Source organism: Candidatus Palauibacter sp. (assembly GCF_965208055.1).
In the GTDB taxonomy this organism is placed as follows: Bacteria; Gemmatimonadota; Gemmatimonadetes; order Palauibacterales; family Palauibacteraceae; genus Palauibacter.
Window position 1 is genome coordinate 937,055 of record NZ_CBDBNY010000004.1, and the last position, 24,836, is coordinate 961,890.

The 24,836-nt window shown below is 68.6% G+C and carries 23 protein-coding genes; 1 reads left to right on the plus strand and 22 read right to left on the minus strand.

Translation table 11 applies throughout. From position 1 onward, the window contains the following. Positions 1–2: 2 nt before the first annotated feature. From ACOGXI_RS04420 to murA, 22 genes are all read right to left on the minus strand, one after another. Positions 3–1,313 carry a bifunctional folylpolyglutamate synthase/dihydrofolate synthase gene (locus ACOGXI_RS04420; RefSeq protein ID WP_419937671.1) on the minus strand — a complete coding sequence of 437 codons (1,311 nt, stop codon included), beginning with the start codon at positions 1,311–1,313 and terminating at the stop codon, positions 3–5. Beyond that, positions 1,307–2,143 carry an acetyl-CoA carboxylase, carboxyltransferase subunit beta gene (gene accD / locus ACOGXI_RS04425; protein ID WP_419937672.1) on the minus strand — a complete coding sequence of 279 codons (837 nt, stop codon included), beginning with the start codon at positions 2,141–2,143 and terminating at the stop codon, positions 1,307–1,309. Before accD ends, ACOGXI_RS04420 begins: the two co-directional genes overlap by 7 nt. Continuing rightward, entirely contained in the window at positions 2,144–3,358 is a 1,215-nt protein-coding gene (gene rodA, locus ACOGXI_RS04430) for a rod shape-determining protein RodA (protein ID WP_419937673.1), read from the minus strand. Further along, positions 3,355–5,193, minus strand: a complete 1,839-nt coding sequence (mrdA, locus tag ACOGXI_RS04435; protein ID WP_419937674.1) for a penicillin-binding protein 2 — start codon at positions 5,191–5,193, stop codon at positions 3,355–3,357. The genes rodA and mrdA overlap by 4 nt, the downstream gene beginning before the upstream one ends. Positions 5,194–5,203: 10 nt before the next feature. Further along, positions 5,204–5,665, minus strand: coding sequence for a rod shape-determining protein MreD (gene mreD / locus ACOGXI_RS04440; RefSeq protein WP_419937675.1), 462 nt, complete (start codon positions 5,663–5,665; stop codon positions 5,204–5,206). After that, entirely contained in the window at positions 5,662–6,567 is a 906-nt protein-coding gene (locus ACOGXI_RS04445) for a rod shape-determining protein MreC (protein WP_419937676.1), read from the minus strand. The genes mreD and ACOGXI_RS04445 overlap by 4 nt, the downstream gene beginning before the upstream one ends. A gap of 27 nt (positions 6,568–6,594) precedes the next feature. Further along, positions 6,595–7,629: a rod shape-determining protein gene (locus ACOGXI_RS04450; protein WP_419937677.1), complete on the minus strand. Its 1,035-nt coding sequence runs from the start codon at positions 7,627–7,629 to the stop codon at positions 6,595–6,597. A gap of 182 nt (positions 7,630–7,811) precedes the next feature. After that, complete coding sequence (ald, locus tag ACOGXI_RS04455) at positions 7,812–8,927, minus strand: alanine dehydrogenase (RefSeq protein WP_419937678.1); 1,116 nt, start codon at positions 8,925–8,927, stop codon at positions 7,812–7,814. 23 nt (positions 8,928–8,950) lie between these two features. Continuing rightward, positions 8,951–10,168: a M16 family metallopeptidase gene (locus ACOGXI_RS04460; protein ID WP_419937679.1), complete on the minus strand. Its 1,218-nt coding sequence runs from the start codon at positions 10,166–10,168 to the stop codon at positions 8,951–8,953. 119 nt (positions 10,169–10,287) lie between these two features. After that, positions 10,288–12,384 (minus strand): polyribonucleotide nucleotidyltransferase, encoded by a 2,097-nt coding sequence (locus ACOGXI_RS04465; RefSeq protein ID WP_419937680.1) that lies wholly within the window; start codon positions 12,382–12,384, stop codon positions 10,288–10,290. A 216-nt stretch (positions 12,385–12,600) separates the two neighbouring features. Then, positions 12,601–12,864, minus strand: coding sequence for a 30S ribosomal protein S15 (rpsO, locus tag ACOGXI_RS04470; RefSeq protein ID WP_419937681.1), 264 nt, complete (start codon positions 12,862–12,864; stop codon positions 12,601–12,603). A 140-nt stretch (positions 12,865–13,004) separates the two neighbouring features. Beyond that, on the minus strand, positions 13,005–14,126 hold the full coding sequence (locus tag ACOGXI_RS04475) for a hypothetical protein (RefSeq protein ID WP_419937682.1): 1,122 nt from the start codon (positions 14,124–14,126) through the stop codon (positions 13,005–13,007). Continuing rightward, positions 14,123–15,043, minus strand: a complete 921-nt coding sequence (locus ACOGXI_RS04480) for a bifunctional riboflavin kinase/FAD synthetase (RefSeq protein WP_419937683.1) — start codon at positions 15,041–15,043, stop codon at positions 14,123–14,125. Before ACOGXI_RS04480 ends, ACOGXI_RS04475 begins: the two co-directional genes overlap by 4 nt. Beyond that, a complete protein-coding gene (truB, locus tag ACOGXI_RS04485) occupies positions 15,040–15,954 on the minus strand; it encodes a tRNA pseudouridine(55) synthase TruB (RefSeq protein ID WP_419937684.1) in 915 nt (304 codons plus the stop codon). The genes ACOGXI_RS04480 and truB overlap by 4 nt, the downstream gene beginning before the upstream one ends. Further along, positions 15,944–16,300, minus strand: coding sequence for a 30S ribosome-binding factor RbfA (gene rbfA, locus ACOGXI_RS04490; protein ID WP_419937685.1), 357 nt, complete (start codon positions 16,298–16,300; stop codon positions 15,944–15,946). Before rbfA ends, truB begins: the two co-directional genes overlap by 11 nt. 28 nt (positions 16,301–16,328) lie before the next feature. After that, positions 16,329–16,613 (minus strand): DUF503 domain-containing protein, encoded by a 285-nt coding sequence (locus ACOGXI_RS04495; protein WP_419937686.1) that lies wholly within the window; start codon positions 16,611–16,613, stop codon positions 16,329–16,331. 15 nt (positions 16,614–16,628) lie between these two features. Further along, positions 16,629–19,355 carry a translation initiation factor IF-2 gene (infB, locus tag ACOGXI_RS04500; RefSeq protein WP_419937687.1) on the minus strand — a complete coding sequence of 909 codons (2,727 nt, stop codon included), beginning with the start codon at positions 19,353–19,355 and terminating at the stop codon, positions 16,629–16,631. Continuing rightward, a complete protein-coding gene (locus ACOGXI_RS04505) occupies positions 19,352–19,687 on the minus strand; it encodes a L7Ae/L30e/S12e/Gadd45 family ribosomal protein (protein ID WP_419937688.1) in 336 nt (111 codons plus the stop codon). The genes infB and ACOGXI_RS04505 overlap by 4 nt, the downstream gene beginning before the upstream one ends. Before the next feature lie 41 nt (positions 19,688–19,728). Next, positions 19,729–21,198: a transcription termination factor NusA gene (gene nusA, locus ACOGXI_RS04510; RefSeq protein ID WP_419937689.1), complete on the minus strand. Its 1,470-nt coding sequence runs from the start codon at positions 21,196–21,198 to the stop codon at positions 19,729–19,731. Positions 21,199–21,207: 9 nt separating this feature from the next. Further along, the gene (rimP, locus tag ACOGXI_RS04515) at positions 21,208–21,699 is read right to left on the minus strand and encodes a ribosome maturation factor RimP (protein ID WP_419937690.1); all 492 of its coding nucleotides are present in this window, start codon (positions 21,697–21,699) and stop codon (positions 21,208–21,210) included. Positions 21,700–21,884: 185 nt separating this feature from the next. Next, positions 21,885–22,652, minus strand: coding sequence for a polyphenol oxidase family protein (locus ACOGXI_RS04520; protein ID WP_419937691.1), 768 nt, complete (start codon positions 22,650–22,652; stop codon positions 21,885–21,887). After that, a complete protein-coding gene (murA, locus tag ACOGXI_RS04525) occupies positions 22,649–23,938 on the minus strand; it encodes a UDP-N-acetylglucosamine 1-carboxyvinyltransferase (protein ID WP_419937692.1) in 1,290 nt (429 codons plus the stop codon). The genes ACOGXI_RS04520 and murA overlap by 4 nt, the downstream gene beginning before the upstream one ends. A 417-nt stretch (positions 23,939–24,355) precedes the next feature. Here murA and ACOGXI_RS04530 point away from each other — a divergent pair, with 417 nt between their 5' ends. After that, entirely contained in the window at positions 24,356–24,823 is a 468-nt protein-coding gene (locus tag ACOGXI_RS04530; RefSeq protein ID WP_419937693.1) for a hypothetical protein, read from the plus strand. Positions 24,824–24,836: the final 13 nt, after the last annotated feature.

Here is a 24,836-nt window from a genome sequence, read left to right on the forward strand (position 1 = left end):
CTCTAGTCTCCTGTCCGTACGCCGGCGAGTTCGGGCAACGCCCGGGCCTCGCCCACGGTATATGCGGATCCAGTGACCAACAGCGTGCCCGCGCCCGCGAGCGTCAGGCCTCGCGAGACCGCCTCGGCCACGTCCCGGCACACGATCGATTCCGAGCCCCGTTCACGCGACAGCCACTCCTGCGCCCGGGACGGGTCCCACCGCCTCTCCGCGGGGGCGGCGGGTCGAGTCAGAATCATAGTGTCGCTGTCAAGCGCGAGCCGGGCCAGCGTTCCCTTCCAGTCCTTGTCGGCCAGCATGCCGACGACGGCGATGAGCGGGCGCGCCAGCGCCAGCTCCGTCAGGGTCTCGCACAGCGCTGCCATGGCTGCCGGATTGTGCGCGATATCGAACACGCATCCCGGGCGCCCGCCCCCCGGAGGCCGGACCTCGAAACGGCCGGCCACCCGTGCCCGCGCGATCCCGCGGCGTGCGGAGCCTTCGTCCGGCGGATAGCCGGAACGGTCCAGCAGCAGGAGGGCAAGCGCCGCGTTGTCCGCCTGGTGCCGGCCCGGGAGGCCGGTCGCGAGCCGCAGACCGTCGGGACGCGACGCCGACACGTACCGGAAGCACGTCTCCCCGGTTCGCACCTCCACGTCCGACACTTCCGCTTCCCTTCCGAGGCGCGCAACCGGCGCCTCGACGCCGCGCGCGACGCGCTCGAGTGCCGCGAGCGGAAGCGGGTCGATGCGGCCGAGGCAGGCCGGCGCTCCCGGCTTGAAGATCCCCCCCTTTTCCCTCGCGATCGCTTCGGTGGACTCGCCGAGCCATTCCGTGTGGTCGAGGCTGATCGGAGTGATCGCCGTGGCGGCGGGCCGAAGGACGTTCGTCGCGTCGAGGCGGCCGCCGAGACCGGTTTCGACGACGGCCACTTCCACGCCGCACTCCGCGAAGCAGGTGAAGGCGAGGGCCGTGGCCGCCTCGAAGTACGTGCAGGCTTCCGCCGCTTCGCAGCCGATGACGCGGGCAGCCGCGACTTGAAGCGCGGACTCCTCCACCCGGGTTCCGTCGATCAGAAACCGTTCCCGAACGTCCTCGAGGTGCGGCGAGGTGTAGAGGCCCGTGCGCGTCCCGCCATCCTCGAGCATCGACGCCGCGAAGCACGCGGTCGACCCCTTGCCGTTCGTGCCCGCGATGTGGAGGGCGTCGAAGCGTCGTTCCGGCCGGCCCAACTCCGCCAGGAGCGCTTCGATTCTGTCGAGACCCCAGCGGATCGCGGTGACGGGACGGGAGTCGAACAGGGCCGCGACGGCGTCCCCATCCCCGTTCAGCACATGTGATCCAGGAGGCTCGCGAGGGCGCCGCGCATCTCCGGACGCGGGACGATGCGGTCGATCATTCCGTGCTCCTCGAGAAACTCCGCGGTCTGGAATCCCTCTGGAAGGTCCTGCCGGATGGTTTCCTTGATCACGCGCGGGCCCGCGAAGCCGATCAAGGCGCCGGGTTCCGCGAGAATCACATCCCCCAGCATCGCGTAGGATGCCGTCACGCCGCCCGTGGTCGGGTTCGTGAGGACGCTCACGTAGGGGATGCCCGCACTCGCGAGTTGCTCGAGCGCGGCTGCCGTCTTTCCCATCTGCATGAGGGAGAGGATCCCTTCCTGCATCCGCGCCCCGCCGGACGCGGAGATGATGATGAGCGGCACTCGGCGCTCCAGCGAGCGGTCGGCGAGACGGCGGATCTTCTCGCCCACCACCGAACCCATGGACCCGCCGATGAAGCGGAAATCCATGGTCCCGAGGTGAACTTCCCTGCCTCCGATCTCGCCACGCCCGGTCCGGATGGCATCCTGATCGCCGCCGCGCTGCTCCGCCTGATCGATGCGTTCGGCATAACTCCGCGAATCGACGAACCCGAGCGGGTCGGTGGAGCGCAGGTGCCCATCGTGGAGTTCGGCGAGGCCGCCGCCGTCGAGCAGCATGGCCTCGTAGGACTCCGCGGTGATGCGAAAATGATGGCCGCAGTTGGGACAGACGTGGAGATTCTCCTCCAGCCGTCCGCTGTAGAGGATCTCGCCGCACCCGGCGCACCGATCCCACACGTCGCCCGGGAGCTCACGCTTCTGCGAGACCAGCTTGCGCTTTGGTTTGCTGAACCAGGACACTCAGGCCTCCCAGGCCACGCGCTGTACGATTCCGAAGCCCGCGTAGAGCACGAGCAGGAAGCTCCCCCCGTAGCTGAGGAGCGGCAAGGGCAGTCCGGTCACGGGCATCATGCCGACCGTCATCCCCAGGTTCACCACGATGTGCGTCAGGAGCACCGCGAAAAGGCAGAAGGCGATCAGGCTTCCGAACGGGTCATCCATCGAGGCTGCCACCCGGAGCACGCGCCAGAGGAGGAAGGCGAAGAGCACCAGGAACAGCATCACGCCTATGAATCCGAACTCCTCCCCCACGACGGAGAAGATGAAGTCCGTATGCTGCTCCGGGAGGAAGGCCAGCCGCTTCTGCGGGCCGTTGGCGAAGCCGGCGCCGATGAGTCCGCCGGAGCCGATGGCGACCTTCGACTGGATGAGATGCCAGCCGGCGCCGAGCGGATCGATCTCCGGATCCAGGAAGACGAGAAGCCGGTTCCGCTGATAATCGGCGAGCGAATCCCATATGCGGAGCGTGAGCGCGCCCGTGAAGACGTTCGCGAGGAGCACGACCACCGACTCCAGGATGAAGAGGCGGTGCACATACAGCGCGGCGGCGACGGCGAGGAACCCGAGGCCCCAGGCGATCCAGTCGAAGCCGAGCAGGAGACTCAGTCCGGGGGACGCGAGCAGGAAGATCTTGAACAGCGGGACGCCGCTCCAGAACAGCGTGGCGAGCAGGAGCGCTCCGAAGATCATGGCGCTCCCGAGGTCCGGCTGCAGCAGCACGAGCGCGAACGGGACGAGCGTGATGACGGCGGGCTTCCAGAGCTCCAACAGCCGCTCGTACGGTCCCGGCATGCCTCCCATGACGCGCGCCAGCATCAGGATCGTCCCCAGCTTCGCGACTTCCGCCGGCTGCAGCCGTCCGGGGCCGAGTTCGAGCCAGCTCCCGTTCGGACCCGTGCCGACGACGAACACGAGCACGAGGAGGAGCACGGAGATCCCGTAGGCCCAAGGCGCAAGCCATTCGAGGAAGCGCAAGGAGAAGCGGGAGGTCACGGCCAACGCGACGATCGCCACGGCGAACCAGTAGAGCTGCCGAACCCAGATTCCCGTGGCCAGCGACGGCACGTCGACCTGCCCGGCCGAATAAATCATCGCGATCCCGAGCCCGGTCATGAACAGGATCAGCGCGAGAAGCGTCGGATCTCCCACGCCCGGGATTCGCAGCCGGGCAATCATCCGCCCGCCTGCGCCGGAGGCGCTTCCGTCGGACGGACGCCGGGCGTTTCCTCGGGCGGCAGGCCGAGCGTCTCGAGGTGACGGTCCACGATCCCGGCGGCGAGAGGCACGGCCAGCGACGGGGCCCCGTCCGGGTGCCCGTGCTCCACAATCGCCGCGATCACGATGCGCGGATCGTAGGCGGGCGCGAACCCCACGAACCAGGAATGGGGCGGGCCGTGCGGGTTCTGGGCCGTTCCGGTTTTCCCGGCCAGAGTCCAGCGGGCCAGGCGGCTGCCGTACGCGGTGCCGCCGGGCTCATTCACGACGCGCGCCATGGCGTCGACGAGTTGGCCCCGCTGGACCTCGGGAAGATCGAGCGTCCAGTCCGCGCGCTGCTGCGCGAGCATCTCATCCCGCACGAGGTGGGGTTTGACGGGGGTCCGCCCCGTCGCCAGCGCCGCGTAGAACTGAGCCATCGCCAGTGGCGACTGCGCGTTTTCGCCCTGTCCGATCGAGAGGTTCCACACGACGGCTTCGGTCCACCCCCCGGGCCCCAGTCGGGTGTCGTACCACTGTCTGGAGTCGGGAAAGTCCCCCGGCCTCTCGGACGGGAGGTCGATCCCCGTCCTGCGCCCGAAGCCGAACTCCCCGACTCCCCCGAGGAGCGGGTCGAGCCCGATGCGCTGCCCCGCCTGATAGAACCAGACATTGCACGAATGCTTGATCGCTTCGGAGAGATTCAGGCGCCCGTGCCCGCCCGACAGCCAACAGCGGAAGAAGCGGGTGTGGTACCGGAGCCCGCCCCGGCATGCATCCGTGTGGTACGTGTCGATCGTGAGGTCGCCCGTCTTCATCCCGATGGCGGACATGATGAGCTTCCAGGTGGATCCCGGCGGATAGGAAGCCATGGAGACCCGGTTCAGCAGAGGGTTGTCCGGGTGTTCGCGAAGCGAGTTCCACAGGTCGAGGGGGATGCCGCCGATGAATGCGTTGGGGTCGAAGGTCGGGTGGCTGTAGAGCAGGAGCACTTCTCCGGTGGCAGGGTCCAGCGCCACGACGCCGCCCCGCATTCCTTCGGGAAACACCGAATCCGCGTACACCTGCAGGTCGAGATCGATGCCGAGATGCAGATCATCTCCGGGCACCGGAGGCTGCGCCTGCGCGACCCCCAGATCCCGCACGATCGTACCCAGAGCGTTCACTTCCACGTAACGGATCCCGTGGCGCCCGGCCAGCCTGTGCTCGTACTGCTGCTCCAGCGCCCGCTTCCCGACCGACTGGCCGGACTCGTAGCCGGCATACTCGGGTCGCGTCAGTTCCTCCTGGCTTATCTCCCCCACGTATCCGATCATGTGCGCGACCGCCGGCCCCGCCGGATAGCGCCGGTGCGGCCTCTGATCCACGACGATGCGCCGAAACCGGGGTCGGCGTTCCTCGATGAACGCGACCTGCTCGAAATTCGCGTTCTCGCGCACGACCAGAGCCTCGCCGGGACGCGCTCGATTGCGCGACAACAACGCGGCGCGCCGCTCGGGCGAAAGTTCCAGCCGCTCCGCGAGACGATCGAGTCCGGCCGAGATGGAGTCGCGGGGACCCGGCAGCATCGACACGTCGTACCCGGGCACGTTGTCCGCGATGGCCCGCCCATAGCGGTCGTAGATGGTCCCGCGCGGCGCCGGAACCGTGATGGTGCGCAGCCGGTTCTCGCTCGAACGGAGCGTGTACAACTCGGCGCTGAAGATCTGGAGACTGACGAACCCGGCGGCGACGACCGACAGGCAGAAGAAGATCGCGCCCGCCGCCCAGCGGCCTCGCTGCCTCCGGATCGAGCGGTGTCCGTTGTCGCCCTTCACATCCTCCCCCTCACCTGGTGACCGCCGAAACCAGCCGTGTCGCGACCCAGCACAGCGCGGTCGTGAGCGCGGCCGATCCGACCCCGTAGGCGAGCAGGGCGCCCGCCGACGCATCTGCGCCGACGAAGATCGCAAGCGCAGACCGCAGAAACGCCGTCCCGAAAAAGACGAAAGCCGGTGTGACCGTGTCCGAATCCGAATAGATCAACCGCCGCACCCAGCCGACGAGCGCCCCCGTCAGCGAGAAGAGTAACATCGTGAAGCCCATCGGTCCCAGCGCAATCGACGCCTCCATGAGGCCGAGCACGCACCCGAAGCCCGCGGCCCGTCCCCATCGGAGTTGCAACGAAGCCAGAATCAATCCGCCGGCGAGGAGGTCGGGCGCAACCGGCCATCGGCTCCAGAGGGGGTGCAGGGCGAAGTGCAGGACCAGCAGTAGGGCGGCGACAAACCACTTCCCGGCCGGACTCATCGACGGGCCGACGCCGTGTCGGTCGGCGCAGGCTCGGGTTCCGTCGGCGCAGACGCCGTGTCCGTCTCGATATCCGTCTCGATGTCCGCCGGCAACGCCGACCGATGCCACACGAACACGTCCCTGACCTCTTCGGGACGCACGGAGGGCTCGACGATATAACGTTTCATCCAGCCCGCCTCCGGCTCGCCGGCTTCGCGGATGTGCCCCACCGGAACGCCCGGCGGATAGACGCCGGCAATCCCCGTCGTGACCAGCAGCGTCCCCGCGGGGATGTCCGCCTGGAAGGGCGCGCCCTCGAGGAGGAGCACCGGTTGCCCTCCTTCCGCGCGCCACGGCCGCACGAGCCCCGATACGCCCCCCTCATCCGCCCGCACGCTGACCCGGAAGTCGGGATGACTCCAGAATTCGCCCCGCCCCCCTCGTCCGTGAGGGGCTCTGACGACACCGACGAGCCCGATGCCGGTGAAGACGCCCACGGGGAACTCACGGCCGCGAAAATCCGGTCCCGACAACACGAAGAGGTCCGGGTTGCCGACATGGGGGCGTCCCGGGTAGAGGGCCGCCGGCGCGACGGAGCCCGCGGGGAGCGCCGAGAGAGACTGTGTCGAAGACTCGTCCCGGATCGGCGCCGTGCGGTCCCGGTAGCGCAGCAGGAGTTCCGTGAGCGAGTCCCGCTCCGTCAGCAGGCCTGCGACGCGACGCTCGATCTGTCCCCGCTCGGCGGCGAGGCGATGGAGCAGCAGGAACGGATAGAGCGCGGTGGCGCGGACCGCGGACTCCACCTGGCTCTGATGTGCGCTGGACAGACCCGCGGCGATACCGCTGAAGATGATGGCGAGGGAGAAGAAGACGACATCGAGAAGCCTGCGACCCTGCGGCCGGACGCCCTGATAACTCACCGGCGGCGATTCAGAAGGGGCTCGGCGTCAACTCGTGAGAACTCCACGATACCGCCCGAATTCATCGAGGATCTTCCCGCACCCCCGCACGACGCAGGTAAGCGGCTCCGCGTCGACGTGGATCGGGAGCCCCGTCTCCTCGCCCAGCAGCGTATCCAGCCCCCGCACGAGGGCGCCGCCCCCCGTCATGACGACACCCCGATCCACGATATCGGAGGCAAGTTCCGGCGGCGTGATCTCGAGCGCCCGCCGTACCGCGGCCACGATCTGCTGGATCGGCTCCTGGAGACACTCGCGGACCTCGGCCGAATGCACCCGCACGGTCTTCGGAATGCCGGAGACGAGATCCCGCCCCTTGACCAGCATCTCCTTGTCGTCATCCGTCGGATAGGCCGATCCGATCTGGATCTTGACGGCTTCCGCCGTCGGCTCGCCGATGAGAAGGTTGTAGTTCTTGCGGAGGAAGGAGACGATCGTCGAGTCGAGTTCGTCGCCGCCGACCCGGATCGACGTATCCGCGACCGATCCCGAAAGCGCGATGACGGCGATCTCGCTCGTTCCGCCCCCGACGTCGATGATCATGTTGCCGGTCGGCGTCTCCACCGGCAGTCCGACGCCGACAGCCGCCGCCATCGGTTCCGCCACCATGTAGACTTCCTTGGCGCCGGCGGCATGCGCGCTGGACCGGACCGCCCGGCGTTCGAGTTCCGTGATTCCGGACGGCACGCCGACCACGACGAGCGGCCGGATCTTGAAGAACCGCGTGGTCATCACTTCCTTGAGGAAGTAGCGGATCATCATCTCCGTGATGTCCACGTCGGCGATGACCCCATCCTTCAGCGGGCGAACCGCTTCGATTCCGCTCGGCGTACGGCCGAGCATACGCTTGGCCGCGAGGCCGATCCCCTCGATGCGTCCCGTTTGCTTGCGCACCGCGACGACCGACGGTTCGTTGAGGACGATGCCCTCGCCTTCAACGTGTACGAGGGTGTTCGCGGTCCCCAGATCCACTCCGATCTTGCTGATCGGCAGGAAGTTACTCCGTAGCGACCACTTTCCCATCTAGCGGGCCGCCGTTTCGGGCCGGCGCGAGAACGGTGGGCTGAAGGACACGGGTGGGACACCTCCAAGGCGGCGAATCGTACCGGAGACAGCCAGTCCGGGTGAAGGACGCCGAAATGTAAACGTACTTTCGGACGCGGGAAAGTCGCCCCGCAACTCCGCTCGCCCCCGGTTTCCCGGACTCACGCGGAGAGCGCCTGCAGGGGCGTGTATTCGAGATCGAACGCCTGCGCCACGGCCTCGTACGTGACCCGCCCTCCCGCGATGTTGACGCCCCGTGCGAGGTCCGGATCCTCGTCGCACGCGACGGTCCAGCCTCGATTCGCCAGGTTCAGGATGTAGGGGAACGTCGCGTTCGTCAGGGCCAGGGTGGAGGTTCTCGGGACGGCCCCCGGCATGTTCGCCACGCAGTAATGGATCACGCCGTGGACGGTGTAAGTGGGGTCGTTGTGCGTGGTCGGGCGCGCGGACTCGACGCAGCCGCCCTGATCCACGGCCACATCGACGATCACGGAACCGTCCTTCATCCGCCGCAGGTCGTCGTGCCGCACGAGTTTCGGCGCCTTCCCGCCGGGTACGAGCACAGCGCCGATCACGACGTCCGCGCGTGCGATCTGCTCCAGGATCGAGTGGCGGTTCGAGTAGAGCGTATCCACGTTGGCCGGCATGACCTCCGCCAGGTATCGAAGGCGCGGCAGATTGACGTCGAGGACCGTCACGTGGGCGCCGAAGCCCGCCGCGATCGTCGCCGCGTTCGCGCCCACGACCCCTCCCCCGAGGATGACGACTTCGGCTGGAAGAACCCCGGGCACGCCGCCGAGCAGGATCCCGTACCCGCCGGTGATCCGCTCCAGGTTCCTGGCTGCCTGCTGGATCGCCATCCGCCCCGCGACTTCGGACATCGGCGTCAGGAGCGGGAGCTCGCCGGTCGGAAGCTGGACCGTCTCATAGGCGATCGCGACGCAGCCGCTTTCGAGCGTGCGGCGCGTCAGGCGTTCGTCGGCCGCGAAGTGGAAGTATGTGAAGACGACCTGGTCGACCCGCATCCGATCATATTCGGCTTCGATGGGTTCCTTGACCTTCACGACGAGTTCGGCCCGATCCCATACCTCGTCCGCCGTCTCCAGCACCTGCGCGCCCGCGGCCACGTACATCTCGTCCGGAAAGCCGCTGCGCAGCCCCGCGTCGCGTTCGACGCACACCTCGTGTCCCGCCGCGACGAGCGCGGTCGCGCCGGCCGGCACGAGGGCCACGCGGTTTTCGTCGGGCTTTATCTCCTTCGGTACGCCAACGATCATCTTCGTTCCCTTCCAGGGGATGCTCAGGTCGCGTCTGTTGCGGATCGTCCCCGGGCGGGGCCGGGCGCCAACTCGAGCGTCGCGAGCCGTTCGGGTGAGAAGTATGCGGCGGCCTCGAGACATTGTGCGCGGTCGACCGCGTCGATTCTCCCCGCCACCTCGTCCAGGGTGCGATACTCGTGGCCGTACAGGGCGACGCCCGCAAGTCGGTTCATTCGGCTTGCGGGCGATTCGAGCGAGATCAGGAACTGGCCCTTCAACTGGCTGCGAGTGTCGTCCAGTTCCTGACGCGTCAATCCGTCCCGTGCCAGGAGGGCCAGTTCCTCCTGCAGCGCCTCGCGCGCATCCGCCGCGGTTTCGGGCCGGGTTCCGACGTAAGCGCCGACGTGACCGGCCTGCGCATAGAACCCGTGGAAGCTGTACACGGCGTAGGCGAGACCCCGAGTTTCGCGGATCCTCTGGAAGAGCCGTGAACTCATTCCGCCCCCGAGGGCGGTCGCGGTGACATGGACGGCGTAGCGAAGGGGATCGCGATACGGAACGGAGAGCCCCCCCGTCACGATGTGCGTCTGCCGGCCGCCCTCGCGCCGCATGCGCCGGAAGCCCGATTCGCCGGCCGGCGGCGGAGGGTCGGCAGCTGCGGGGGCGGGGGCCCGGTCCGGGAGCCAGCGCGCCAGACCGTCCACGAGGTCCCCGTGCTCCACCGCTCCGGCCGCCGCCACGACGACGTTCCCCGGCCGGTACGCGCGTTCGTGCAGTGCCGCCAGCGCGGACACGGAAAGCCCTCTCACCGACTCGCGGGTGCCGAGGATCGGTTCGCCATACGGGTGTCCGCCGTAGAGAGCGCGCGCATGCTCCTCGAAGACGATGTCCTCCGGCACCTCCGCCGCGGAAGCGATCTCCTCCAGCACGACCTCGCGTTCCACGTCCAGGTCGTCTCCGGAGAGCCGCGGAAAAAAGGCGAGGTCGCACAGCACATCGAGCGCGATACCGAGAGCCGCCGCCGGCACGCGCGCCTGAAATGCGGTGAACTCGTGGGTCGTATACGCGTCCAGCGCCCCACCGAGCCGTTCCAGCTCCCAGGCGAGATCGCGCGCGGAGCGCCGGCGCGTCCCCTTGAACACCATGTGCTCCAGCAGATGGGACGCACCGCCGTGTTCGGCATCCTCGTGGACACGGCCCTGCCGCACCCAGAGGCCGATGGCGACGGAGCGCACGGAATCCATGCGCTCGCTGAGCACGGTGGGGCCATCCGGGAGACAGGTCCGGTACACCTCCCGGTCGAGCCGGCCTCCCGTTCCGGCAAGCGGCCGCAGGTCCCGAGCCGGCCCGCGCGCAGGCGGGCCGGGATGCGACGTGATCAGGCGTTCTCGACGGGCGTGAGGGCGGCGCGGCGCGACAGCTTGAGACGCCCGCGGTCATCCACGGCGAGGAGCTTCACCTTCACCTCGTCGCCGGGGCTCACCACGTCCTCCGTCTTCGAGGTGCGCCCTTCCTCGAGCTCCGAGATGTGGCACAGGCCCTCGACCCCGGGGATGATCTCGACGAAGGCGCCGAAGTCCGTCGTGTTCTTTACGACACCGCGGTAGATCCGCCCGACCTCCGGCTCCTGGACGATGCCTTCCACCATCTCGCGCGCATGCTGCGCGCCTTCGCCCGAGGGCGCCGCGATGGTAACGGTGCCCGAGTCGTCGATGTTGACCTCGGTGCCCGTCTCCTCCTGGATCATCCGGATCGTCTTCCCCTTCGGCCCGATGACCTCGCCGATCTTCTGGGGGTTGATCTGCAGCGTGACGATCCGCGGCGCGTGCGGCGACATTTCCTCGCGGGCCGTCTCGAGCTTCTCGTTCATCGCTTCGAGGATCCGCAGCCGGGCATCGCGCGCCCGGGCCAGAGCCTCCCGCAGCGTGTCGACGGAGAGCCCGTCGGCCTTGATGTCCATCTGGACCGCCGTGATCCCGCGCTCGGTGCCGGCGATCTTGAAGTCCATGTCGCCGAGGGCGTCCTCCACGCCGAGGATGTCGGTCAGGACCTCGACCTTGTCACCCTCCTTGACGAGCCCCATCGCGATCCCCGCGCACGGAGCGCGCATCGGAACGCCGGCATCCATGAGGGAGAGCGATCCGCCGCAGACGGAAGCCATCGAACTCGACCCGTTCGACTCCAGGATATCGGAGACGACCCTGATCGTGTACGGGAAATCCTCGTACGCCGGGAGCAGGGCCTGGAGCGCGCGCTCGGCGAGCATGCCGTGGCCCGTTTCACGGCGGCTGGTGCCCCGGAACATCCGCACTTCGCCCGTGGCAAAGCCGGGGAAATTGTAGTGGAGCATGAAGGACTTCGAGGTTTCTTCGCGTACATCGACGGAATCGATCCGCTGCTCGTCCCGCACCGTTCCGAGCGTCGTCACCGCGAGCGCCTGCGTCTGGCCTCGCGTGAAGAGCGCCGAACCGTGCGTTCGCGGCAGGAGCCCGACGTCGCAGGTGATGTCGCGGACGTCGTTCATGCCGCGGCCGTCGATCCGCTCGCCGTCTTCGAGAATGCGGCGGCGCATGATCCCCTTCTCCAGTTTGCGCAGGGCTGCGCCGACATCGCCGGAGCAGTCCGGGTGGTCCGCCTCGAGCCGCTCCGTAAGAGCTTTGCGCAGAGCCGACAGGACGCGCCCGCGCTCCTCCTTGTCGGCGATCCTCAGCGCATCTCCGACCTGTCCGGCCGCCTGGTCCGCGACCTTGCTCACGACTTCCGGATCGGGTCCGACGGGCTCGTACTCGAACGTGTCCGGGCTTCCGGCCATCCGGACCAGCTCGCGCTGGAGCCCGATCAACTCGACGATCGCCTTCTGTCCCACCTGCATCGCCTCGAGGAACTCGTCCTCGGTGGCTTCGAGGCAGGCGCCCTCGACCATCACGATCGAGTCCTCGGATCCGGCGACCACGATCTCCAGGTCGCACATCTCGAGGTCATCGAAGGTCGGGTTGACGAGCCAGTCGCCGTCGCGGCGCGCGACGCGGACGCCGGCGATGGGCCCGCCCCACGGGATCGGGGACAGGAGGAGGGCGGTCGAGGCGCCAAGCATGCCGATGACGTCCGCGTCGTTATCCTGGTCCGCGGAGATGATGAAGCAGACGACCTGCGTGTCGTTGCGGTAGTCCTCCGGGAACAGCGGCCTCAGCGGCCGGTCGATCTGCCGTGCCGAGATCGTCTCCTTATCGCCGGGTCGGGTTTCCCGCTTGATGAACCCGCCGGGAAACTTGCCGGCGGCGTAGGTCTTCTCCCGGTACTCGACCGTGAGAGGGAAGAAGGGGAGGTGCGTGGGCTTGCGGTCCGCCGTGGCGGTGACCAGCACCGCGGTCTCCCCGTACTGCACATAGACGGCGCCATCGGCCTGCCGGGCCATCCTGCCCGTCTCCAGGATCAGGGGCCGTCCGTGGAATTCAGTTTCGATTCGGTGTGTCATTCTTTTTTTCTCTTCTTCTTTCGAGTGTGGCGCCGCGGGATTCCGCGCGCCGCGCCGGCCTTTCACCAGGCCGGACGCTCATGGTGTGCCTTCTCGGTCTTGCATCGGCTTCTTCGATTCAGGGCCCCGGCTGGCGGGATCCGGGACGGTACAAGGGAAGGAAAGCGGGAGGCCCGACGATGCGGGCCAGCGGAGGCTGGGCAGCGGGGCGGCGCCTCAATGGCGTAGCCCGAGCTCCTCAATGACCGTTCGGTAGCGGTCGAGATCCGTCCGGCGAAGGTAGTTCAACAGTCGACGGCGACGGCCGACCATCTTCAGCAGTCCGCGTCGGCTGTGATGATCCTTCGGATGATCCCGGAAGTGCCCGGTCAACTCTTCGATGCGAGCCGTGAGCAGTGCGACCTGCACCGGAGCCGACCCCTGGTCGTTCTCGCGCCGCGAGAACTTTTTTATGATTCCCTGCTTTGTCGTCTTTTCCACGTCTCTCTGGTATCCCTGGATCCGGCGGGGAGAACGGCACGAATCCGCCGGGCCGTTTCACATACAATCTCTAAAGATAGAATTGACACTGGCCGCTGTAAAGGTGCATCTCGCGACCCGGGCCCGGGACGCTCGCGCGCTCACCTGCCGGACGGGTTCATCGGCGAGCAGTCGGGACCGGTGAGCGCGGGCGCGAAGATCACGGCGCGGGCGATCCCGCCTTCTTCCCGAACGCCGAACAGGAGGGCGTCATCCCCGGTCCCCCGCAGCGCCTCGTCCCGCCGCGTGCGCGCGATGAGTGCCCCGCTGGCGGGATCGATCACATCCAGGATGGTGTCGAGGAGCCGGTCGAGGTCGAGCGGCGACGGCGCGGCGACGGTGTTCGCCGTCCAGTTCTCGTCGGCGATCCAGGTGGCGGTCCACAACAGGCCTCGCTCGAGGCGGAGACCGATGACGACGGACGGGACCGGAGCCGTGACGGGCGCGCCGGGCAGCGGCGGTCCGCGATCGAACCACTCCGGGTCCCCGACCAGGCGCGTGACCGGCTCGCTCCCGTCTGCCGGATCCCACGCGTCGAACCCGTAGCCTCCGGCGCGGGTCGTCCACACCCTGCCCCGCTCGTCCACCGCGACGGGCGCGCGGAAGAAATTCACCATCCAGGACTCCACGGGGGTGGCGCCGAGGCTGGCGGACCGTTCTCCGCCGTCGTCGACGATCTCGGTCGTCGCGCTGAGTACGTCGTCGACCTGACCGAAACCGGACACGGCATACCGTTCACCGAGGGCGATGGCAGCGAAGTCGAGCCCGTGAAGGCTTCGGACATTCACGGTTTCGAGCGGCCGGCGATCCGCGGACAGGAGCGTGATCCTGCGATTGCCGAGGTCCAGGATCCGGAGACTGCCGTCCGGCCCCGCGCGGATCCGGCCGGGCACGCGGAACTCGCCCGGACCATCGCCCCCCCGACCGAAACGGTCCCGGAACACGCCCTCCGCGTCGAACACCAGCAGTTCCCCCCGGTTCTCCACGCTCGCCACGATGTATTGGCCCTCCGCGGTTCGCGTGATCTCCGGTCGGCTTCCGATCGTCCCGGAATCTCCGATGCCGCCGAGCCGAACGACTTCCCGGAGTCGGACCGCGCATTCCCCCGCTTCGTCCGCGATCGGCAGGAGCGACTGGGCGGAGGACGGTCGCGGGACCGCCGCGCACACGACCGCGGCGATGAGCCACGGATGCTTCACATGCACCGGAAGCTTGCCGGTCATCCGCCCATCTTCCTCAAGTATGCGCGGCCGTCCGCGAGGTCCCGGCGCATCTGCGCGGCGAGATCATCTCCCGACTCGAACGCCCGCACCTCGCGCAGCCGGTGGAGGACATCGACAATCACGCGCTCTCCGTAGATGTCGCGCTCGAAATCGATGAGGAAGAGTTCGATGGCCGGCGGAGAGCCCGCGAAGGTCGGCCGGGCGCCGAGGTGCAGCAGTCCATCGATTCGTTCGGAACCGAGCGTGGCGCGCACGACGTAGATGCCTTCCGCCGGAAGGAGCTTGTCGGGAGGGGGAGGCGTGAGGTTGGCGGTCGGAAAACCGAGCGTCCTTCCCCGGCCCAGTCCTCGGATCACGGTCCCGCGGAATGAATACGGGCGACCGAGGCCCGCGGCCGCCCCTTCCATGTCGCCCGCCGACACGGCCTGCCGAACCCGGGTGGATGAGACGGGCGATCCGTCCGCTTCGACGCCTCCCACGACGGAGACTTCGAACCCGTGGATTCCGCCCAGCCGTTCGAGCACGGAGACGTCTCCGGCACGTCCGCGCCCGAACCCGTGGTCGTACCCGATCACGATCTCCGCCGGGCGGAAGCGCGGGACGATGATGTCCTCCACGAACTTCTCGGGAGAGTAACGGGAGAATTCGAGCGTGAAGGAGACGAACGCAACGTAGTCCAGCCCTGCCTGGGCGAGGATCTCCTTCTTCTCGTTCGGCAGCGTGAGGAGCGGGGGGGCGACTTCGGGACGCACGACACTCAGCGGATGCGGGTCGAAGGTGAGGAGCACCGCATGGCCGTTCCGCGCGCGCGCGCGCCGCCGAACAGCGCGCAGAATCTCCCGGTGTCCGAGGTGGACGCCGTCGAAGGTCCCCACGGTGACGACGGTGCCCCGAACGTGCGGGGGGAGGCCGCTCACGCGACGAACACCTTCTTCGGATGGAGACGGCCGTCACGCTCCTCGGCAATGGCGACGAGGCCGTCGGGGGCGCACAGGGCGACCGGTTCCCCCGGGGATCCCCCGGAACCGCGCGCCCGCTCCGTGGGCGGGAGCACGTCGCCGCGTTCGATCGACCTTCCGTACCGGATCTCGTCCCGTTCCCCGTCATTCAGTTCGCGCCGCCGCACCCACGGCAGCGCCGCGGCCCCGGGGCGCCACGCGGGGGACGCCGCGACCACGGCTTCCGCCGCCGCGCCGGGAGATATCGCCTCGCCCACGCCGAAGGGGCCGATCGCCGTGCGGCGCAGCGCGGTGAGGTGCGCCCCCGGTCCGAGATCCCGCCCGAGATCGCGGGCCAGCGCCCGCACGTACGTGCCGGTGGAGACGCTCGCGCGGAACCGGACTCGCGGGAGATCGATGTCCGTGACCGCGATCTCGTGGATGGTCACCTCGCGCGCCTCGAGTTCGGGACGCTCCCCGCGACGGGCCAGCGCGTAGGCGCGCTCCCCGCTCGCACGGCGCGCCGAGTAGGCGGAAGGCACCTGTCGTCCGACGCCCTCCCGGGCCGCGAAGGAAGCCCGGATCGCCGCCGCGTCCAGCTCCCGCCACCCGGCGTCTTCCGATACGGTCTTCCCCGTGAGATCGTCCGTGTCCGTCTCCCGTCCCAACGCCATCGTCGCATCGTAGGATTTCGGCAGTCCGTGGTAGAGGTCGGAGAGCCGCGTGAACGACCCGACGAGCGACAGCAGGAGCCCCGTCGCGAAGGGGTCGAGCGTCCCGGTGTGGCCGATCCGGCGCACGCCCAGCTTCCGGCGGATCCGAAGGACGATGTCGTGCGACGTCGCTCCGGCCGGCTTGTCGACCAGGAGGAGACCGGCCTCAGTCGTCACGTGGCCCCTCGTCCTCGCGGGTCCGGCGCAACAGTTCCTCGATCCGGCTCGCGTGCTCGGGCGTTTCGTCGGCCAGGAAGCGGAATTCCGGGATCTTCCGCAGCCGGAGCGACCGGCCGAGTTCCCGTCGTATGAATCCCGCTGCGTGCTCCAGACCCTCGATTCCCTCCGAGACGTCCTCGTCCGAACGGATGTAGACGGTGGCGAAGGAGAGGTCCCTCGTCGCCCGCACGTCGGTCACGGTCACGCCGTCGAGACGCGGGTCCTTCAGCGATCCGAGAAGGAGGCGCGTGAGTTCGCGCCGGAACAGCTCGCCCAGCCGTTCGCTCCGGTGACGATGGCTCACGCGCTCCCCCGCGCCGGGCAGCCGGCCTTCACAGGAACTCGGTCTCCGACTCGACGACGTGCGCCCTCGGGTCGGATCTCAGGAAGAGGTCCACGCGTCCGAGAACGGACTCGGCGTGCCGGCGTTCGCCCGATACGACGCAGGCCGTGATCTCGGCCATCGAGGCCCGGTCGCGAAGACCGGTCTCGGCGGCGGAGACCCGGAACTTCATGATCGTGCGCTCCCGCAGGCCGCGGACCACCGAACGCTTCGCCTTGAGCGACCGGCAGCCCGGGAGGTGAAACACCCAGCGGCCCACTCCGATGACGGCCACGATGCCCGCCTGAGGTCAGCCTGCCGGTGCTCCGGAGAGGGTGCGCGCGACTTCCACCACCTCGTAGCACTCGATCACATCGCCGACCTTGATGTCGTTGTAGTTCTCGATGGAGATGCCGCACTCGTACCCGTCTCTCACCTCGCGCACATCCTCCTTGAACCGGCGCAGGCTGTCGATCCGGCCCTGATAGATCTGAATCTGGTCGCGCAGGAGGCGGATCGGGAGGTTTCGCCGCATGGTGCCAGTCTGGACGTAGCAGCCCGCGATCGTCCCCGCCTTCGGGACGCGGAAGAGCTCACGGATTTCGGCCATGCCGACCGTGATCTCACGCTGCTCGGGCGCGAGCAGACCTTCGAGCGCCAGGCGAATCTCCTCGACCGCTTCGTAGATCACGTTATAGATCCGGATCTCGATCGACTCGCGTTCCGCGGCGGCCGCCGCCCCGGCATCCGGTCGAACGTGGAAGCCGACGATGATCGCCCGCGAAGTCGAGGCCAGGAGAATGTCGGACTCGTTGATGCCACCCACGGCCCGGTGGATGACCTCGACGGAGACCTCGTCGGTCGACAGCCGCTCGAGACTGTCGGAGAGCGCCTGGACCGACCCGTCCGTATCGCCCTTGATGACGACGTTCAGGCGCGCGCCCTCACCCGCCTTGACCGCGGCGAAGACATCCTCGAGCCGCGTTCCGGTCGCCCTGCGGCGGATGTCCTTCTCGCGCTCCAGTTGCTGCCGCCGCGAGACGATCTCGCGGACGCGTGCCGCGGAGAGGGCGACGAGGGAGTCGCCCGCCTGCGGTACGCCCTCCATTCCGAGGACCCGCACGGGGATCCCCGGACCGGCGCTCGTGACTTTTCGGCCCCGCTCATCCAGGAGCGCGCGGACCCGCCCGCCGTAGAGCCCGCAGACGAAATCGGCGCCGACCCCCAGCGTCCCGCGTTCCACGAGCACGGTCGCCACCGGACCCATGCCGCGATCCAGTTGCGCCTCGACGACCGTCCCGCGGGCTTCCCGGTCCGGGTTCGCCTTCAACTCGAGAATCTCCGCCTGCAGAAGGACCTTCTCGAGAAGGTCATCCAGCCCCTCACCCGTCTTCGCCGAGACGTCCGCGCCGAGGGTCTCGCCACCGAAGTCCTCGAGGACCACCTCGCGTGCGAGGAGTTCCCTCTTCACCCGATCCACATCCGCCGACGGGAGGTCGACCTTGTTCACGGCGACGACGATCGGCACCGACGCGTTCCGGGCGTGGCTGATCGCTTCGATCGTCTGGGGCATCACGGAGTCGTCGGCGGCCACGACGAGGATGACGATGTCCGTGACTTCCGCGCCGCGCGCCCGCATGGCCGTGAACGCCTCGTGGCCGGGCGTGTCGAGGAAGGTGATCGTCCGACCCTCCGAGAGGAGCACATGATAGGCGCCGATGTGCTGCGTGATGCCTCCCGCCTCTCCCGCGATCACGTTCGTGCTCCGGATACGGTCGAGCAGCGACGTTTTTCCGTGGTCGACGTGGCCCATCACGGTCACGATGGGCGGCCGCGGCACCAACTGGCTCTCGTCCTCCGGCAGATCTTCGTCGTCGCTCGCGAGGTCCGCCTCGAACCCCTCCTCCCGGATCGCCGTGAAGCCGGCCTCTTCGCAGATGAGTTCGATCTGACCGAAGTCGAGCCGCTGGTTGATCGTCACCATGAGGCCGAGGTTCTTGAACGCCGATGTGATGATGGCCTGCGGCGGGACCTCGATCAGGTCGGCGAGTTCCGACACGGTGAGGAACTCGTTGACTCGAACCGTCGCCTTCTCCGTGCGCTGTTCGAGTTCGCGCTGCTCGCGCTCCGCCTCGCGCTGCTGCTGCTGCGTCTCGCGACGTCGTTTTCGCGGCGAGGATTGCCCCATTGCGGCCAGCGTCTTGCGGAAATTCTGCTGGACGGCGTTTCGGTCCACGCGTCTCCGCTTCTTTCCATCTCCGCCACGGGACTTCTTGCGACCATCAACGGTGTACCCCTGGGCCGAGATTCGCACCTTGCCGCCCGGGCCCGCCGAGGCCGTGGGGCCCGCGGCCGCCGAGGCGGGCGACGGCATGTCCCGGCGGACCGGCTTCGGCCGACGCGCGGGGCGAGACGGAGCGGACGGCGCCTCCGCCTCCCCTTCCGCCGCTTCCGCTTCCGTCGCTTCCGCTTCGGGCTCGGCGACTTCCGGCTCCGCCTCCGCGGCCTCGATACCCGCTTCCGGCTCCACCGGCTCGGCCGCCTTGGGGGCGGGAGCCTCGGGCGCATCGGCGGGCTCCGGAGCAACTTCGGCTTCGGGTTCGACTTCGGCCTCCGCCCGCGGGGCCTCGGTCTCGACGGCGGGCTCGGGCTCGACCTCGATCTCGGCCTCGACCTCGGCCTCGACCGGAGACTCGACAGGAGACTCGACCTCGGGCACATCGGTGGGCGTCGCAACGTCCTCCGCCGCCTCCGGAAACGGCCCGGTGCTTTCGTCGACCTCGACGTCCGGCGTCGCGGTCGCGAGCGTCGCGGGAGCGGCCCTCCGCCGACGGCGGCGTCGCCGCACGGGGGCGGCGGTACCCGTGACCGCTTCACCCCGCCGTTCGCGTTCGAGCCGCGCGTGCAGACGCGCCACGCTCGCCGGGTCCACGCTCGACATGTGGCTGCGCACAGGCACATCCATCTCCCGCAGCAGCTGGATGAGGTGACTCGTGTCGAGTCTCAGTTCCTCCGCGACCTCGAAGACACGCTTCATTGTCCAGGCACCTGCCCTTCCGGATCTCGCGACCCGGAGCTGTCATCACGCCCCGAGGGCGCGCGCTCCCCTTCGAGAATCCGCTGCGCCAGCGCTGAATCCGTGACGCCGACCACAGCCACATCGTTCCGTCCGAGCGCCCGTCCGAGCGCTCTTCGACTCGCCACCGTCACACGCAACGCCCCCCGCGCCTGTGGCGTCAGGCGGCCCAGCGCATGCCGCGATGCGTCGCCCGCGACCACGAGCAGGGCGAGCCTTCCCCTGCGTGCCGCGATGTCCACGGCCCGGGTGCCGAGAGCGACCCGGCCCGCGCGCGTCGCGATCCCGAGCAAGCTCAGCGTAGCCCCGGCCCGCGCCCGACCCCCGCCGCGCTTCAGGAGGTCCCCTCGCCCGAGGCCGCCGTGCTCATCGCATCGGCCGCGTCCGCAGACGCCACCTCCGCAGGCGCCGCCTCCGCGGACACCTCGGGAACCGCCTCCGGAGCCGCCGCCGCAGCCGCGTCCTCCACGGACGCCTCGGCAGCCATCTTCGCAGCCGCGGCGACCTCGGCCTGCGCCTCGTCCACGACGGTCAGTTCGTCGATCAGCGCTTCCAGCGTATCGGCCTCATCCGGCCCGATCCCCGGGACCTGAAGGAAATCGCTCCGATCCATGTCGAGGAGTCCGTAGAAGCTGCTGATCCCGGCCGCCTCGAGCGCCGCAAGCGTCGCCGGAGCGATCCCCTCGAGTTCGGAGAGCGGGAAGTCGGACATCTCGTACTCATCATCGCTTCCGAACAGGCCGGACTCCCCGCCGCGCTCCATCCAGTCACGGCTGGAGTACAGGTCGATCTGCCATCCGATGAGCTGTGACGCCAACCGCACGTTCTGCCCGTTTCGCCCGATCGCCAACGACAGCTGGTCCTCGTCCACGATCGCCGTAATGACGTGCCGCTCCTGATCGGAGATCACCTTGGCGACCCGGGCCGGAGCCAGCGCTCGACGGGCGAAGATCTCCGGGTCGGGGTGCCACGGGACGATGTCGATGCGTTCCCCGCTCAACTCCGACACGACCGCCTGGACGCGCGATCCCTTGAGACCGACGCAGGCTCCGACCGGGTCGACCGATTCATCCCGGGACGCGACGGCCACCTTGGTGCGTCCGCCCGCTTCGCGGACAATCTCCTTGATGTCAACGATATTCTGGTAGATCTCCGGCACCTCGAGCGCGAACAACGAAGCGACGAACTGCGGATCCGCCCGCGACAGGATGAGTCGCGGACCGCGCGGCGTCTCCTCCAGCAGCTTCAGCACGGCGCGGATCGGCTCGCCCTGGCGGAAGCGTTCCCGCGGATTCTGTTCCCGCCACGGGATGATCGCTTCGGCTTCGCGAGACCGGTTCAGCATGACGACGAGTTTGCCGCGCTCGCTCGCCTGTACTTCGCCGGAAACGAGATCTCCCACCCGGTCGTTGAATTCCATGCGGATCCGATCGCGTTCCCCCTCGCGGATGCGCTGGATGATCCTCTGCTTGGCGGCCATCACGGCGCTGCGTCCGAAATCCCTGAAGTCGACGGGGATTTCCATCAGGTCGCCGACCTGAAAATCGGGATCATCCCAGCGAGCCTGCTCGAGCGTCACTTCCCGGGCCGGATCCTCGACCTCTTCAACGACTTCCTTGAGGACGACGATCGAAATGTCGCCTCCATCGGTGACGTCAATTTCCGCTTCGACCGGACCGCCGAAACGACGGGCGAGCGCCGCATGGATCCCTTCGCGGATGAGATCATGCAGCTCCAGCTCCGTCAGCGACTTGTTCGCCGCCATCATGCGGAAAGCTTCAACGATCGGGATCTGATCGCTCATTGCCTCTCTCTATCTCCCACGCACCCCTCCAGCCGCGTCCCAGTCGTAGACCAGGCGGGCGGAGGCCACGAGCTCCAACGGGATCTCCACACGATCCCCTTCGATCTCCAGCGCAAACGTCCCGGGAAGTCCGTCCACCGTCCCGAGCAACGTCCCTTCCAGTTTTCGGCCGCGATCGGCCAGCGGACCGTAGCCCCGCACGCGGACTCGCGACCCGGCGAAGCGGTCGTAGTCCGCGGCCTTGACCAGCGGCCGGTCCACTCCCGGCGACGACACTTCGAGCACCCAGTCTTCGGCTGCTCCATCTTCAAGCGCGCCACGCAGTTCCCTTGTCACCGCGACGCAGTCGTCAACGGTGACGCCCGACCGCGCGGACGACGGACCGGATCGATCGATCCGGAGCCGGAGCAGCGGCCGACGACGGCCTCCGCCCCGCTCCATCTGCACGACCTCGAAGCCGAGGGCTTCGACCGCGCGTTCGATGTCCGCCGAGTCCAGCATCACCGATCCTTTCGGCGAATCCGGTTCGCTCTACTGCAAAAAAAAGTGGGGCCCGTACAGCTTCCCCACTTCGAGTAACGCCATCGCCCGCCGGCCCGCGCGGACGTATGTGGTCATGCGAATCGGAACATACGGCGGGGTCCGACGCGCTGCAACAGCCGGTACCGCTCGCCGGCGCTTCCGGTTCAGTCTCTCCGCAGCCCCAGGAAGGCGGCCATCCGTCCCGCCGTGCCGCCGCTTGCGCGGTGTGAATGAAAGTCGCCAGGGACGCACGATGTGCAGAAGCGGGAACGGGAAAGGGCCCCGGGTCCGACGCCGGCCGTCGCGGCCTGAGCCGCGAGGATCCCCCTCAGGTCGAGCCGTGCGCGCGTGCCGCCAAGGCCGAAAGCGGAAAGCACGGGCGTGTCGACCTCGTAGCAGCGTCCACAGATCGCGGGCCCCAGATGGACGCGGAGATCACCGACGGCCCCTGGGGATCCGCGGTCGAGGCCGCAAGCAAGCCGGGAGATCGCGCGCGGAAGGATGCCCGCCGCCGCGCCGCGCCATCCCGCGTGGACCAGTCCGACGCGCCCGAGTTCGCGGGACCACAGGTACACGGGCACGCAATCGGCCGCCGTCGCGACCAGCAGCCACCCGGGCCCGTCGGCGAGTTGGCCGTCCACGCGACCTGCCCGGTGGACGGTGCAGGTGCAAGCCTCCGGATCGGGGGCGGGCGCGGCCGGGATCTCCCGGAGGTCCGTGCCGTGGACCTGGGTCGGCACCGAGACGTGGCGGAAGCCCAGCTCCCGGGCCAGATCGGTGTAGACCGCGGCCACGCGCTCCGGGGAGGCCTCCGGGGCCGCGAGGTCTCCGCGCTCAGTGGTCGTGATACCGCACACGAGGGTCGGATCGAGCGATTCCCACTGCGACAACCGCAGCAAGCCATCCTTCCGGGTCTCCGCGACCTCGGTCATGCGCCTTCCGGCCCCACGCGTTCGATGCGGGCACCCAGCGACGCGAGGCGTTCGTCGATGCGCTCGTAGCCGCGCTCGATCTGCCCGATGTTGTGCACGCGACTCATCCCTTCCGCCGCAAGCGCCGCGATAAGGAGCGCCATGCCGGCCCGGATATCGGGACTCTCGAGGGTCGCCCCGCGCAGCGGCGAAGGTCCCACGACGACGGCCCGGTGCGGATCGCAGAGGACGATGCGGGCGCCCATGGCGATCACCTTGTCGACGAAGAACATCCGCGACTCGAACATCTTCTCGTGGATGAGGACGGTGCCGCGGCACTGGCTCGCGGCCACCAGCGCGATGCTGATCAGATCCGCGGGAAAGGCGGGCCAGGGTCCGTCATCGATCTTGGGAATCTGGCCGCCGAGGTCGGGCTGGATCTCGAGTTCTCCCCCGCCGCGCACGACGAGCAGGTCGTCGCGCCACGCGAATTCAAGGCCGAGGCGTCGGAATCCGACGCGCAGGGGGTCGAAGTGGGCCGGATCCACTTCGGCGATCCCGAGCGTCGACCCCGTCGCCGCCGCAAGGCCGATCACGCTGCCGATCTCAATGTGATCCGACCCGATCCGGAACGTCCCGCCTCCGAGCGTTTCCACGCCTTCGATGACGAGCCGCGAGGTTCCGATGCCGTCGATGCGAGCGCCGAGCGTGACGAGAAAGCGGCACAGATCCTGCACGTGGGGTTCCGTGGCGGCGTTGCGCAGTTCCGTCGTGCCCCTCGCCGTCGACGCCGCGAGCACGGCGTTCTCCGTCCCGGTCACCGAGGGCTCGTCGAGAAAAATGGAAGCGCCGCGGAGACCGGGAGCGCGCAGGACGTACCGGTCTCCGACATCGACGGTCGCGCCCAGCGCGCGCAACGCGAGCATGTGGGTGTCCAGCCGGCGGCGCCCGATGAAGTCACCGCCGGGGTGCGGGAGCTGGCACGACCCCATCCGGGCGAGCAAGGGACCGGCGAGCAGCACCGATCCGCGGATGCGGCCGGCCAGATCCGCGTCGGGGATCGCCCGCGGGTTCACGCCGGCGGCGTCGAGTTCGAGCACGCCCGGCGCCGTCCAGCCACCCTCGACGCCGAGACTGCGGAGGAGGTCGAGCAGCGTCTCCACGTCGGTGATGCGCGGGACGTTCTCGATTCGCACCGGCTCGTGCGTGAGGAGCGTGGCGGCCAGAATCGGGAGGGCGGCGTTCTTGTTGCCGACCGGCGTGAACACGCCACTCAGCTCGTTTCCACCCTCGATCCGATAGTACATCCGCGCCTCCTCCCACCCGTTCCCCGCATCCGGCCTCGCCGGCGCCGCGCGCCAAACTAGTGTGGTTTCGCGGAAGTCCGCGAGCCACCGAGAGCGTCGAGGCGCCGAGTACTGCAAGGCGCTCCGACGAGGAATAGCTCTGCTATCTCGCATAGCAGAGCTATTGCGAGGAGGAGCAACGCCGCAGGGGCGGATGCATCGGCGCTCGAATGGCCGTGGGATTTCTGCGACACCACACTGGCCGGCGGACGAAGGGGGGCAAACGTCGCGGCAAGGACGGTTGAGCCCCCGTTGAGCGCCGGCTGAGCGCAGGTCGAGCGCAGGTCGAGCGCAGGTTGAGCGCAGGTTGAGCCCCATGGGAACCAGACCTATACTCTCCTCCCGTAATCCTTCCGATCGTCCTCCGAGGGAGCCGCAGTGACCACATACGAGATCGCGGTCGTCGCCGGGATGGCGGTTTGGCTCGTCGTCGCGCTGGCGATGCTCATCGTCCTTCTGCGGGCGATCCGCCTGTTGCACGACATCCGGCAGCCGCTGGGGCAGATCTCGGGCACGGTCACCGATCTGAGCGACCGCCTCAAACCGGTGCTGCACAACGTCGAACAGGCGAGCGACCAGGCCCGACGCATCGCGGCACGCCTGCGGGACGACGCGGACGGCGTGGGACAGGCGCTGAAGAGCGCGAGCGACTCCACCGGCCGCATGGTGGATCTGGTGGAGGAGCGGGTCGTGGAGGTCGCGGCGCTGCTCGCGGTCGTCCAGGAGGAGGCCGAGGAGACGTTCGTCACGACGGCCTCTCTGCTGCGCGGACTCCGGCGCGGCAAGGACAACGTTTCGACCGCGAAGCGGATGGTTCGGGCGCTGGGGGACCGCGGCGGAGAGTGATCGCCGCGGGCTG

Excerpts from the sequence above, each read along its gene's own strand:
- nusA (WP_419937689.1), bottom strand. The coding sequence starts at position 21,198 with ATGAGCGATCAGATCCCGATCGTTGAAGCTTTCCGCATGATGGCGGCG.
- ACOGXI_RS04520 (WP_419937691.1), bottom strand. The coding sequence starts at position 22,652 with ATGACCGAGGTCGCGGAGACCCGGAAGGATGGCTTGCTGCGGTTGTCG.
- ACOGXI_RS04465 (WP_419937680.1), bottom strand. The coding sequence starts at position 12,384 with ATGACACACCGAATCGAAACTGAATTCCACGGACGGCCCCTGATCCTG.
- ald (WP_419937678.1), bottom strand. The coding sequence starts at position 8,927 with ATGATCGTTGGCGTACCGAAGGAGATAAAGCCCGACGAAAACCGCGTG.
- mreD (WP_419937675.1), bottom strand. The coding sequence starts at position 5,665 with ATGAGTCCGGCCGGGAAGTGGTTTGTCGCCGCCCTACTGCTGGTCCTG.
- infB (WP_419937687.1), bottom strand. The coding sequence starts at position 19,355 with ATGAAGCGTGTCTTCGAGGTCGCGGAGGAACTGAGACTCGACACGAGT.
- murA (WP_419937692.1), bottom strand. The coding sequence starts at position 23,938 with ATGTACTATCGGATCGAGGGTGGAAACGAGCTGAGTGGCGTGTTCACG.
- rimP (WP_419937690.1), bottom strand. The coding sequence starts at position 21,699 with ATGCTGGACTCGGCGGACATCGAACGCGCGGTCGAAGCCCTCGGCTTC.
- ACOGXI_RS04475 (WP_419937682.1), bottom strand. The coding sequence starts at position 14,126 with ATGACCGGCAAGCTTCCGGTGCATGTGAAGCATCCGTGGCTCATCGCC.
- ACOGXI_RS04450 (WP_419937677.1), bottom strand. The coding sequence starts at position 7,629 with ATGGGAAAGTGGTCGCTACGGAGTAACTTCCTGCCGATCAGCAAGATC.
- rodA (WP_419937673.1), bottom strand. The coding sequence starts at position 3,358 with ATGATTGCCCGGCTGCGAATCCCGGGCGTGGGAGATCCGACGCTTCTC.